General features: G+C 58.5%; 13 protein-coding genes and 1 tRNA gene. All 14 read right to left on the minus strand.

The genetic code is table 11. From position 1 onward, the window contains the following. Positions 1 to 7: 7 nt before the first annotated feature. The 14 genes from agaV to BQ9843_RS01305 all read right to left on the minus strand — a co-directional run bounded on the left by agaV (position 8) and on the right by BQ9843_RS01305 (position 12,205). A complete protein-coding gene (agaV, locus tag BQ9843_RS01240; protein WP_022386315.1) occupies positions 8 to 490 on the minus strand; it encodes a PTS N-acetylgalactosamine transporter subunit IIB in 483 nt (160 codons plus the stop codon). A 64-nt stretch (positions 491 to 554) separates the two neighbouring features. Then, a complete protein-coding gene (gene yajC / locus BQ9843_RS01245; protein ID WP_075843561.1) occupies positions 555 to 842 on the minus strand; it encodes a preprotein translocase subunit YajC in 288 nt (95 codons plus the stop codon). Further along, on the minus strand, positions 842 to 1,288 hold the full coding sequence (gene agaF, locus BQ9843_RS01250; protein WP_075843562.1) for a PTS galactosamine/N-acetylgalactosamine transporter subunit IIA: 447 nt from the start codon (positions 1,286 to 1,288) through the stop codon (positions 842 to 844). Before agaF ends, yajC begins: the two co-directional genes overlap by 1 nt. 753 nt (positions 1,289 to 2,041) lie before the next feature. Next, positions 2,042 to 2,117: transfer RNA gene (locus BQ9843_RS01255), tRNA-Thr, on the minus strand. A 243-nt stretch (positions 2,118 to 2,360) separates the two neighbouring features. Next, positions 2,361 to 3,596, minus strand: coding sequence for a purine-nucleoside phosphorylase (locus BQ9843_RS01260; protein WP_075843563.1), 1,236 nt, complete (start codon positions 3,594 to 3,596; stop codon positions 2,361 to 2,363). Positions 3,597 to 3,614: 18 nt separating this feature from the next. After that, a complete protein-coding gene (locus BQ9843_RS01265; protein ID WP_075843564.1) occupies positions 3,615 to 4,778 on the minus strand; it encodes a zinc ribbon domain-containing protein in 1,164 nt (387 codons plus the stop codon). A 94-nt stretch (positions 4,779 to 4,872) separates the two neighbouring features. Then, the gene (locus BQ9843_RS01270; protein WP_075843565.1) at positions 4,873 to 5,955 is read right to left on the minus strand and encodes an isocitrate/isopropylmalate dehydrogenase family protein; all 1,083 of its coding nucleotides are present in this window, start codon (positions 5,953 to 5,955) and stop codon (positions 4,873 to 4,875) included. 3 nt (positions 5,956 to 5,958) lie between these two features. Next, complete coding sequence (locus BQ9843_RS01275) at positions 5,959 to 6,657, minus strand: hypothetical protein (RefSeq protein WP_075843566.1); 699 nt, start codon at positions 6,655 to 6,657, stop codon at positions 5,959 to 5,961. Between the two features lie 20 nt (positions 6,658 to 6,677). Next, entirely contained in the window at positions 6,678 to 7,097 is a 420-nt protein-coding gene (locus BQ9843_RS01280; RefSeq protein ID WP_040219830.1) for a hypothetical protein, read from the minus strand. Positions 7,098 to 7,103: 6 nt separating this feature from the next. Further along, on the minus strand, positions 7,104 to 8,168 hold the full coding sequence (locus BQ9843_RS01285; protein WP_075843567.1) for an NAD(P)-dependent oxidoreductase: 1,065 nt from the start codon (positions 8,166 to 8,168) through the stop codon (positions 7,104 to 7,106). Positions 8,169 to 8,230: 62 nt separating this feature from the next. Continuing rightward, the gene (locus tag BQ9843_RS01290) at positions 8,231 to 9,199 is read right to left on the minus strand and encodes a DegV family protein (protein WP_075843568.1); all 969 of its coding nucleotides are present in this window, start codon (positions 9,197 to 9,199) and stop codon (positions 8,231 to 8,233) included. Between the two features lie 81 nt (positions 9,200 to 9,280). Beyond that, positions 9,281 to 9,865 carry a ribosome hibernation-promoting factor, HPF/YfiA family gene (gene hpf, locus BQ9843_RS01295; RefSeq protein WP_075843569.1) on the minus strand — a complete coding sequence of 195 codons (585 nt, stop codon included), beginning with the start codon at positions 9,863 to 9,865 and terminating at the stop codon, positions 9,281 to 9,283. Between the two features lie 187 nt (positions 9,866 to 10,052). After that, positions 10,053 to 11,039, minus strand: coding sequence for a substrate-binding periplasmic protein (locus tag BQ9843_RS01300; RefSeq protein ID WP_075843570.1), 987 nt, complete (start codon positions 11,037 to 11,039; stop codon positions 10,053 to 10,055). Positions 11,040 to 11,455: 416 nt separating this feature from the next. Beyond that, entirely contained in the window at positions 11,456 to 12,205 is a 750-nt protein-coding gene (locus BQ9843_RS01305; protein WP_075843571.1) for a ComF family protein, read from the minus strand. Between the last annotated feature and the right edge of the window lie 188 nt (positions 12,206 to 12,393).

Raw genomic sequence — 12,393 nt, forward strand, 5'->3', positions numbered from 1 at the left:
ACGTGCCTTACTGGAAAAGCTTGTTGATATCCTCCGCCGGCGTGCTCGGTACACGCCTAATCTCAAGCTCCACCCCCAAATCCTGAAGCTCCTTGAAAGCGGCGACGTCGGCATCGTCGACGGCGACGCTGGTGGCCACCTGTCGTTTGCCCTCCGACATATGCATATTGCCGATGTTTACCTTGCGTATAGGCACCCCACCTTTGACGAGCGTAAGCACGTCGGACGGGTTTTCGGCCACGAGGAAGATGTGCTGCTTGGGCGATGCCTTGTGGATGACATCGATCGTTTTCTGCAGCGAGAAGAAACGAGTGGCGACACCAGTGGGCGCTGCCATGTTCATAAGGTTCTGACGCATCTTGTTGCCCGCAACGTCGTCGTTGGCGACAAGAATCAGATTCGCACCCAAGGTGGAATTCCACTGAGTTGCCACCTGACCATGAATCAATCGGTTATCAATACGCGTAAGGAGAATATTGGGCTCTGCCATGTTTGAAACACATCCTTTCTGAGTGTTGTTCTATTTCAGGACGATTCTTCGTCCATAAGAACCTTTACTGGGCGATCTGCTGGATCGCGTAACGTGAGACGTCGAGCACGGCGCCGGAACGAACCTTCACTTCGACCTTATCGCCGTCGATACTCTTAACCGTTCCGTAGATGCCTCCCGCGAACATAATTTCCTGGCCGGGGGCAAGCTCGACATGCAGTTCCTTAAAGTACTTCTGCTTCTTCTTAAGACCAATGCGCGACCAGATGAAGTAGACGATCGCCATGATGACAAGCATTCCGCCTAGGGCAATCGAAGAAGCAAGGATGCTTTGACCAAAATCTACCGTCATTAGATTCCATCCTCATCGTCGTCGAATACATCAAGCTCTGCCTCAGCTGCAACGGGCTCGAGCTTCTTGTTGACGATGCCCATCTGACCGATCTCAACAGCCTGACCGGCAAGCTCTTCCAAGGTAGAGCCATCACGGGTAAGCACAAGCTCGAGAAGCATGGGGAGATTGGCACCGGTAACAACCTCAACGTTATCAATTTCCTGAGAAATCATCATTGCCTGGTTGAAGGGGGTACCACCAAGAAGGTCAACGAAAACCAGAACGCCCTCGCAGGTATCATGCATCTGCTGGATGGCAGCACGGAGTTCGTCACCATACTCTGCGGCATGATCGCCTTCAAAAGGAACAATCTGGAAAGCAGGCTGGTCGCCAGCGACCATATCGACTGCGCTTGCGAGCCCGTTAGAGAATTGGCCGTGGCCCGTCAAAATAAAACCGATCATTCAGTGAAGTCCTTCCGCTTAATCAATCTCATGGCAACGTTTGATTTAATTACCCGTCGCGTTCATTTAGTGTGGGAACTGGTTGTAACCACGTTATAAGTTGATTGGAATTATATCAGCCATGAGCTTTCTATTGATGTTGCTGATTGCAGGTTGCCTTTTAAACCGCTCACGGCTTCATTTCGACCGTTTACCTCTAGGTAACACTTCCACCTGCGATTTTGAAACCAATTAGAAACATGATTTATCAAATTTTTTTTCGTTCTCTCCGCTCGAAACTACCGAATGAAGATCATTTAACAGCCGTTAACGCCCTGCTCAGATATGAAGATATAAAAACTGGTCTGAATACCTTAATACCAATTTTTCGCTTTTAAGCCACAATGATCGCTTGAAAAAATAATTTGGCGTCATCTTGCAATCACGCCGTTCACCACTCGATATTGACCGTTCATCCAGCATAGGCGCACTGCACCTAAATAAAGAAACGTGCTTCCTCCCAAACGAAACCAAATGTTCAGTTGCAGCGTCGTGCGCACGAAAAAGCAGCACTGAGGAGAAAGCGGCAGATATTAATAGCCCCGATGGAACCAACGAGCGGATTCGCGTATGCCTCCGGCATCCGCCGCCACGCGGCCGGCTACGGGCAGGCCACCGGCCTGCCCGCTTCACGCCTCGCGACCTCATCGGTTCGAATCCCCGTCTCCCCCAAATGCAAAAAGGGCCCCGTTGCCGGGACCCTCCTCGTTTCGATGGAGCCAACGAGCGGATTCGAACCGCTGACCTACGCATTACGAGTGCGTTGCTCTACCAGCTGAGCCACGTTGGCATATCATGCGGTTGACGGGCACATGCGCGTCAACGGTTGATAATCATACGGGTAAGTGCGCAAACGCGCAAGGCCTTTCATTAAATGTGTCAAATTAAACCTGTCGTTTTTCTGACACACACAGTGAGCGACCGACCACAGTGCCGCAGATTGCCCTGAAAGAGGAGGGCGCACGCCTTGCGTGCGGCGCCCGACGATTGAAGGGCAAGGTGCGGTGCTGTGGCCGGTCGCAGTCGCGAGTCGCTAGTGACCACCCAGGTATGAAATCGTGCTCTTAAGCACACTTTGAGTTGCAGTGGCCGCCTTCTCGGCAGCCTTGAGAGCATCTTCGTGGCTGTTATCGATCATGCCCGCTTTGTTGGTCACAAGCGTGACACCCAAGACCTCCATACCCAAAGCCTTTGCCATGATGGCCTCGCACACCGTCGAGCAGCCCACGTAGTCGGCGCCTAGTGTATTGAGCATGCGCACCTCGGCGGCAGTCTCATACGTGGGACCCAACAGACCGGCATATACGCCCTCCGCAAGATGCAGACCCGCATCACGAGCCGCCGCACGGGCAAACTCGGCAAGGTAGCCAGAGTAAGCGCCCGCCATAGGGATAAACGGCGTATCCGCCTCGGCGGCAGCGACACCTTGAGGGGTCGCCAGCGGGTTTTGGCCAGTAAGGTTGATGTGATCGGTAATGAGACCCACCATGCCCGAGGCCACAGCAGAAACAGCGCCCGAAGCGCAGGTGAGGATGATGTCGCGACAACCCAAGCGATGAGCATGACGAACAAGCGAGGTCACCTGCAGTGGGCTATAGCCCTGATACAGGTGCACGCGGCCCGGATACACCACCACGGGAACACCCTCAAGCGTGCCGATGATCACCTCGTAGCGATGCCCTTCTACAGGAATCGCCTCGGTGGGAAAGCCATCGATATCCTCGTACTTGATGCGGCGCACCACGCGCACCTCATCGGCAAGCGGGGCCAGGCCGCTGCCAAGCACCAACGCGATGGGATGCTCCATGCTTGGCTCGCAATACTCAACAAGCTTCTCGTCTGCTACCACGATGTGTCCTTCCTGCTCAAACAAGGCGGCCGTCACGCCAGAGCCGGCGCGAAGCTGCCCCGAAAACGTGCCGTCGTATATGCGGCCAAGGCCGCACGATGGGCTCTTGGATTTCAGGATAGCAAGACTCGCGCCGCATGCGCGTGCGATATCGAGCGAACGGCGAGCACCATCCGCGTACGCACGGGTCACGTCAACGCCCTCGGCCGTGACGACCCGCGACCCGCGCCGCTCCGCCGGCGGTCGCGGACAGGCAAGGCCGCCCAAGACCTCGGGACAAACGGGGACCACCGTCCCTTCTCCCCCGCGCCTGCGCAAGCAGTGCGCTAAACGTTCGACCGCTAAAGAGGGCTTGGCGCCCCCGTCGTAGCGAACGGGGGCGCCAAGCAGGCATTCACTTATAAGAACACGAAGCGACATCGTGCCCTCCCAGTATCTTTACTGATACAGACCGTACAGGGTGATATTCGCCTTGGCATACAGGCCATTGACGAACTCGGTCCACTTGCCGCCAGACTCAGAGTTGGCCTGCGCGTACTGCTGATAGGCCGTGTAGTAGGCGGTCAGCGCCTGGCCATACGTAGCGGAATCAGCCGTGAACTCCTGGCCGGCAAGCGCCTGCGCGTACACACCGTCGGTAGAAGCCCAGGTGCCCTTCTCGGCATCCCACTCATCGCCCGCAAGCTTGATGATGTAGTCGGCGTAATCCTTAGATGCGGTGTCCTCGTTGCCGTCCTCTGGCTGCGCGGGGGCCTCGGGCATGGTGGCAGAAGAGGTGCCCACGATCTTATCGTAGAGCTTCTGCATGGTAGCCTGCTGCTTGACGATGGTCTTTGCCTGATCCTTGGTCACGCCGTACTGCTGAGATATCTGGCTGTAATCGCTCATGCCCAAAGCGCCCTCGGCATACTCCTTCATCTCCTTTTCGGTAACGGAGATACCGCGAGCCTCGGCCTCGTTAAGCAGAATGTGGTTACGTGCATAGGAGAGCACGATATCGGCGGAAGGCGTGGGATAGGTGTCGTCGCTTTGCTTGACGCTGTCCAGACTGTACTGGCTCTCAATAGCCTCGCGCGCGGTGACATCGATGCTCTTGCCGTTATAGGAATACGAAGCCACAACGGTATCGAGCTGATCGGACGTGAGGGAAGCGGAGTCGGCGCCCTTGTGGGCAAAACCGCCCGAACCGATAAAATACCCCAAAACAGCAGCGATAATCACGGCCACAACGGCGATGGCAATGGCGATCTTCTGGCGCTTGCCGCAGCCTGCGGCCTCGTCTTCCTCATCGTCGTCTTCCTTGCCGCAGTTAGGACAATGCGGGGCTGCAGGGGCAAAGGGATCTGCCATCTTGCTTCCGCAACCGGTGCAGAACTTGTCAGTGGGCTGAAGAGTCGTGCCACACTTGGGACAGGTGCGAACCTTTGCGGCAGCGGGCTCGGCCTCTTTCTCGGCGGTAGTGCCAGCGGCCATATGCTCAGCGGAGGTACCCTCTACGAGCTCCACCTCGTTCTCGTCGATATCGCCCGGGGTATCGCCACGGCCGATAATCTCGATGCCGTCGACCTCTTCACGATCGTTTTTCTTCTGAATCAAACCCATATCGTGTGCATTCTCCTTATCCGTGCGCATAGTGACTGCGCTACACAGCAGTGAGCCGCAATACTGCCATATCGGGGCTCACATAATAGCATCTCTACAGATTGGCGATTACCGCGTCGGCAAACGCCTGGGTGCCCACGCATCCCTCGGCGGAGCCGGTCTGCGCGCGGCGAACGTCGCCCGTCACCGACTCGCCGGCGGCAAGCGTCTTCTTGACCGCCTCGCGAATGCGCGTGGCGGCCACGCCCTCGCCCAGGTGATCGAGCATCATGCAGGCAGAAAGAATCTCGGCCGTGGGATTGGCGATATCCTTGCCCGCGATGTCGGGAGCGCTGCCGTGCGTTGCTTCGAAGATGGCGATGTCGCGGCCGATATTGGCGCCCGGCGCCATGCCAAGGCCACCCACGAGGCCCGCCGCAAGGTCACTCACGATGTCACCGTACAGATTGGGCAGGACCAGCACGTCGAAGGCGTACGGATCTTGCACCAGACCCATGCAGGTGGCGTCGACGATCTTGTCGTTGAACTCGATATCCGGATAGCGCTCGGCCACCTCGCGGGCAACGCGCAGGAACAAGCCGTCGCTTGCCTTCATGATGTTAGCTTTGTGCACTGCCGTCACCTTATGTCGACCGCAACGACGAGCATACTCAAAGGCGTACTCCACGATACGACGCGAACCGGAAACGGAAATAGGCTTTACCGAGATGGCGGAATCGGGCTTGAAGGTCTTTTGCCCCGACGCCTCGATGAGCTGCGAGAGCTCGGCTACCTCGGGCGCCCCCTCGTCAAACTCGATGCCCGCATACAAATCCTCGGTGTTCTCGCGCACAATCACCAGGTCGATATCGGTATAACGGCTACCATCGCCCGGCATGGACAGACAGGGGCGCACGCAGGAATACAGGTCAAACTCACGACGCAGGGCCACGTTGACGCTGCGAAAACCCGTTCCCACCGGCGTGGTGATGGGACCTTTGATGGCAACCTTGGTGGAGCGAATGGCATCGAGCACATGCTCGGGCAGCGGCGTGCCAAATTCGTCCATCACGCCAGCGCCGGCATCCACCACGTTCCACGCGATATCGACGCCAGAAGCGTCCACCACGCGGCGCATGGCCGAAGTGATCTCGGGTCCAATGCCGTCTCCGGGAATAAGTACTACGTCGTGGGCCATCTGCTACTCCTCGTCGTCTTTGGGTTCGTCGGTTTTCGCCACCATGCGAGCGCGCTTTTGAGGCTTCTCAAGTTTAAAGCGCTTAACAAGCATGTTGTAAATCTCAGAAGAACGCGCCTTGAGATAGCTGCCCTTGCCGTTCTCGGCATCGAACTGCAAACGGCCGGCAAGCTCGGCAGCGACGCCGCCCTCGATCTTGCCCTCGGCGAACTCATGAAGACAACCGAGCATATCGCGATATTCCAAATCGCCGTGATAGCACTGAATCGCCTCGTCGAGAATGGGCCAAACCTTCTTGGACCGGCCGCGCTCGGTGGCACCCCAGGTGACAAGCAGGCGGAAGGCCGAGAAGTGCAAAATCGAAGAAAGGTCATCGAACAGAGCGGCCTCAGCGCCGTCAAAGGCGGCACCGATCTCTTTAGCATGCTCGGGAACAAGCAGCGTCAGAGCATCGAGAATCTCCCAGCGCGTCTGGGCCTCCGGACGATAGAGCGCATCGATCAGGTCGGGAATGAACTCGGAAAGCAGCTCGGGCTCACGCTGTGCCACGAGTAGCATCACATGAGCGGCCATCTGGCGCTTGCGACGGCTGTGACCGGAGAGGTCGTCGACCAAAGCGCTCAGCGCATCGCGATCGTTCTCCACAAGCGCGAGCTGCTCGGCCTCCTCGGCGGAAAGCTCCTGTTTCATTTCTTCTGCCATGACCAATCTACCTTTCGTTCCTATTTGCGCGAACCGGACGTGCGGGACTTCTTTTCCACCGAGATAAGATCGGGTGCGTCCTCACGGGAAGCGCGGCGCCTACGGCGCTCCTCCCCGCATCCCTTCTCGGCAGTCTCGCGATGCGAGCGGTTCACGTTAAATGCCTTGTCGTGCACGGCCCACGGACCCACCGACTCGCCAAAGGCCATCTTCAGGCCCACGATAGCGCCGGCAAGCAGGCCGACATCCACAGAGTAGAACAGCGGGACGGCAGCCAAGATGAACGAAAGCAGCACGGCAATGACAATGGCAGCGCCGTTCATCTTCCAATAGTCCGCACGCGTGACGGCGCGCACGCCCACCGTGTTTCCAATAAGAAACCCGATGTACACGCTAAATGCAAAGAGCAGCAGCGAACAGACGATAAAAGCGATATCCATTACGCCCTACTCTGCGTCGTGGCCGTGGCCACCGCAGCAGCAACCGCCCTCGTGATGACCGTGATGGTCGCCGTGGCCGCCGCAGCACTCGTGGCCATCCTCATGGTGATGGCCGCAGCCGCACTCGTGCTCGTCCTCGTCATGGACGGGGGGATTGTAGAGCGACCAATCGAGACCAGCCGCCACGGCGTCGGCCTCCTCCTGATACAGCAACGTGATGGCCTGGGTGCCCAGCTTGCTGCCGCCGATGGCGTCGAGCATGTCGTACAGGGTGAATGCGGTATCGGCACCGGGGAGGGCAAGCTCCTTCTCCTCGGCGGCGGCAAGCGCCAAACGCAGGTCCTTGAGGAAATGCGTCACCATGAAGCCGGGCTTCCAATCGCCATCGAGCGACTTGGGCGCAAGCTGCTCCATGGCACCGGAGCGGCCCGTGCCACCCAGGATCATCTCGCGCGTCTCGGCAAGATCGAGGTCCATCTGCTGGGCGAAGGAAAGGGCGTCGGCCATGCCCACCATGCAAGAGGAAAGCGCCACCTGGTTGGCGAGCTTTGCAGCCTGGCCCTTGCCCGGGCCGCCAAAGCAGTAAATCTTGGAGGAGAACGTCTCGAGGATGTCGCGGACGGGCTCGATGCCCTCATCCGTTGCGCCGACGATCAGCGTGAGGGTACCGGCGATAGCACCGGTATCGCCGCCGGTCACCGGGCAGTCGAAGGCATGCTTGCCGTAGGTCTCGGCGGCCTCAGCGATATCACGAGCGAGCTCGGGAGCGCTCGTGGTGAGGTCGATAAGGTAAGTGCCGGGCTTGGCGGCAGCCAGCAAGCCGTCGCCGGAAAGATAGATCTCCTCAACGTCTGCCGGATAACCCACCATGGTGAAGACGACATCGGCGTCCTTGGCAGCAGCGGCGGGGCTATCGGCCCACACGGCACCGCGAGACACAAGGTCATCGGTCTTGGCCTTGGTGCGGTTGTAGACGGTGACGGGATAGCCGGCATCCAAGATGTGGCCGGCGATGGGCGCGCCCATGATGCCCGTTCCGATGAATGCGACAGACAGCTTCTTGTCAGACATGCAGGTACTCCTTAAACGTCAAACGTGTGCATGCAAAATGATAATCGATGGGAAAAGAGGCTTTAGGCCTTGGCGCCCTCGGCGCCACGCACGCGATTGGCAATACGATCGGTAAGCGAGATCTTCTCCGTACGGTTCTTACCCCAAAAAACGATAGCGACCATGCCCGGACCCACATGCGAGCCGATGGTGGGGCCCACCGAAGCGCGCAAGACCGTCAGCTCGGCGCATCCGTCCTCTTTACGGATGGCAGACTCGAGCCAGTCGCCATCTTTCTCGCAATCGGAGGTGAGAATGCCTACCGGCAGTGCCGGATCGAGCACGTAGTTTTCCTTGAAGGATTTGACGAGCGACTTGAGTCCCTTCTTGCGACCGCGATTCACACCCACAAGCGTAAGCGAACCGGACAAGTCGTAAGACATCTCGGGTTTGATATCGAGCTTGCTGGAGAGCTGCGCCGCCGCAGGGGGAATGCGTCCGCCCGCCGCGAGCGCATCCAGGCTGTCAATCGTAAAGAAGCCGTGGATATAGTGCTTTGCCTCGTTTGCCCAGGCTGCAAGCTCGCGAGCGCTGAGGCCGGCAGCGCGCTGGCGAACCGCCTCGAGCGCCAAAAGGCCGGCAGCTCCGCAAGGTGAGCAATTGTCCACCACGTAGATCTCGAAATCGGGATACTGCTCACGCACCATATCGGCCGCTTGGCAGGCCGAGCTGTAGCTGGACGAGAGACCGGCGGTGAAGCTCAGGTATACCGTAGGCGTGCCCTCTTCGGCGCAGCTGGTGAAAAATTCGACGAAGCGCCCCAGCGATACAGCAGAGGTTGAGGCATGGGCACCCTGACGAAGCTTCTCGTAGAACTCATGCGGCGTAATGGACGACCAGATATCGTCGGTGTATTCCACGCCATCCAAGATATAGGGAAAGCCCAGGATATCCACATCGAGCGTGGCCGCGATCTCGGGCGAAAGATCGGCGCAGGTGTCGATCACGATACGGCAGCGGCTGGAATGGCCTCCGACGGTGGATTTGCTCATTGGCAAAGCTCCTTCATAGAAAAAGGCGGCCACCCCGCATGGGATGGCCGCCATCCTTGTTCATGCATTACCATGCATAGTTTACTCGTCGAGAGTCTCGATCCTCGGCTTGATGATGCCGTATCCACCATTCTTACGGTGATAGACCACATTTATAAGGCCCGTTGCGGCATTTTCAAAGACATAGAAATCATGGCCCAGAAGGTCGGTCTGGACGAGTGCCTGCTCCTCGGTCATCGGCGTGACGTCGATAACCTTCTCGCGCACCAGCTGATCGTCTTCGTCTGCAGGGATAAGCAGGTCTGCAAGGTCCTCGACGGGCTCGATGGGGGCAACCTCTGCAGCAGAGGCGCCCTGCTGACGGTTGTCCACTACCTTGGTCTTGAACTTACGAAGCTGGCGGGTAGCCTTATCGGCTGCGCTATCGATAGCGGCATACATATCGGAACCGTGCTCGGCCACGCGAATCACCGAGCCGCGGGCGCGAATGGTAACCTCGACGATTGCCGGATTGGGATTAGCGGGGTTCTTCTCGTAGCGCAAAACGACATCAACCGTCATGGGGCTGATGTCGAAAACCGAACAAGCCTCGCCGATCTTTTCGTCAACGCGCGCACGCAGAGCATCGGTCACGGTCGTCTTGCGCCCAGAAACCTTGATATCCATACGCGACTCCAATCTATAGGGGACCTTAAAGTACTTTGTTCATACCCAACTTGCCGCGCGGGTAACCGAGAAATGTAAACCCCCGTTTACGTAATGGATGACACCAGCCGCCGAAGATTTGCGCCCGCAGCCCCAAAGTGGGCTACGGGCGCAAGGAGATTGCAATGGTATATCTGACCTGGTCGTTTTATCGATTGACGTCGTTGATGTCAACCGTCAAGGGCTGTTCCTCGGCTGCAGTAGACTGAGAATCGGCAGAATCGCTCGTCGTATCGTCCTGCGTTTCATCAGAATTATTACCCGAGTCCGACTCGTTAATCGCCACGCCGGAGACAAGCGTATTGGCAAGAGACGTAGGGGTTGAGCCGTACCACAGCGTATGGATGGCATCGAGCGTGCCGTCTGAGCAGATGGTATCGAGGACGCGGCCCAGCTTTTCTGTCAGCTCGCTGTTGGTGGCCAGAGTCGCCACGCTGAACTTCGACACCGAAGCGATCGTTCCCCCAAAGGAAATGTCGCTGTAGGCGCGCGAAAGGTACGAACCGGCAGTCATATCGCACGCCACGTACTGAACCTCGCCGGACTCAAGCGCCGCAAAGCACTCGTTGACGTTGTTGTAGGTCTTCTGCTGGGCGTTGATGCCTGCGCGCGAAAGCGCATCCTGCGAGGCAGAAGACATCTGCACGCCGATAGTTGCAGAAGAAAGATTGGAGGCGCTCACGCTGAGCTGACCGGAGTCGGATTTGCCAAAGATCGCGCACGCATCCTCGAGGACATCGCCCGTGACCTTGACTTTGGACGAGGCGTCGCCGGAAGTGGCACCCAGATAGATGTCGGCCTTGCCCGATGTAAGGACGTCTTCCGCACTCGTGGCGTCGACGAAAACGACATCGAGACCAAAATGCTCGGCAATCGAACGGCCGAGGTCGGCCTGATAGCCAGCGATGCTGCCATCCTGGTTTGTCATGGCCTGCGGGGCGTTGGAGGTATCGAGGGCGACAGTAAGCTTGCCTTCCGTCACCAGCGCCGATGACTTGATATCGGTTTTGGCGACCACGCTTTGAGTATCCTCGCTCAACGACGGTGTGAACAGCGAGCAGCCGCCCAAGCCAAGGGCAGCCATCAAAGCAAGCATCATCGTGGCCGCAAGGGTCGTCTTCCTTACGCGCAGCATCGTCTTCTCCATTCCCCCAAAGAAGGGCGTCCTCTTACGGTCCGCGCCCATGCGCGGGAAAAATACGTTGCGTCCCCCCAGCTGACCTGGTTTTTGACCCCACACCTGCGCACTGGAGCGTTTGCTCACGCCGCCTCAGCGGCCCTCACTACTAACCCGCTCGTCCGGGAGGCAACCATTGCCTCGCAAAAGGAAAAACGGACGGTGCGGCTTACTTCTAGGACGCGCCATGATCGCGCCGCGCGCACGCGGACGCTTACGTGGATCCCTTTGACCGCGTCTGTCATGGACTGAGAAGCGCCTGAGCGCCCCCGCAACCACAGCCTGGGGAGAACGAAGCGAATTATATCAGGAGTAAAGCGTTTTCGCACGTAAACGCGGCCACAATGCAGCGATGTACACGTTTTTATGCCCCATTACCACACGCGCGCGAACGCCAGGCAATCGATTTTAACCGCCCCCGCCCGCTTCAAAACCTCCGCACATGAGCCCATTGTCGCCCCCGTGGTGATAACGTCGTCGATCAAAAGAAGACGCATGCCAGCAACGGGCTCCACCACGTCATACGCATCCGCCGCGTTTGCCAGGCGCCCTCCCCGGCCAAGTTTTCGCTGGTCGCACGCGTCCCATTTCGCAAGCGCATCGAGTACGGGAATCCCCATTAGGTTAGAGAACTCGCGAGCAACCGCCTCCATATGGTCAAACCCGCGACGTCGATATGCCGCGGGCGTTGCTGGAACAAAGACCACGGCATCGGCGTCGAGGGCAAAGGCATCCATGCGCTTGGGAACTGCCTTCTGAGCGCGATGCGCGGCGCCAAAAAGCGCATGTGCAATCCATGCGGCAAGGCGGCGCTCGCCCCCATCCTTGTAAGCGCGCACGATGCGCGCGGGCACGCCTTCAAACACACATGCCGCAAGGCAGCTGTTCTCGCCCTGGTCGTCCTGGCTAGATTCTGATTGGCATTCTGTACAGAGAAGACTGCCAAAAGGCGCTCCGCAGCGCAGGCAGGCAAAGATGGGGTCGATGGTCACGATGCGCGCGGCGCAGGCGTCGCACACCAAAGACCCCGGGCGCTCGCAGGCAACGCAGCGCGTGGGCGACAAAAGTTCAAGCGTCGCGTCGCGCACCCGCTCCCAAGGCGTAGATGGAGGATAAGAAAGCACAAAGCCCCCTTGTCGACAATGGCAAGAGGGCTTGAATCAAGCATACCCGCACGCACAAACGGAGTGGTGCAGCTGCGCGCAAGTTGCGTTATCTACTCGGCAGACGGAGTGTTGTCGGCGCCGTCCGCACCTCCGCGCGGCTTGCGCGAGCGACGGCGACGACGGCGCGGAGCCTGGTCGTCGGCAGC

The organism is Collinsella bouchesdurhonensis (assembly GCF_900155365.1).
Lineage (GTDB): Bacteria > Actinomycetota > Coriobacteriia > Coriobacteriales > Coriobacteriaceae > Collinsella > Collinsella bouchesdurhonensis.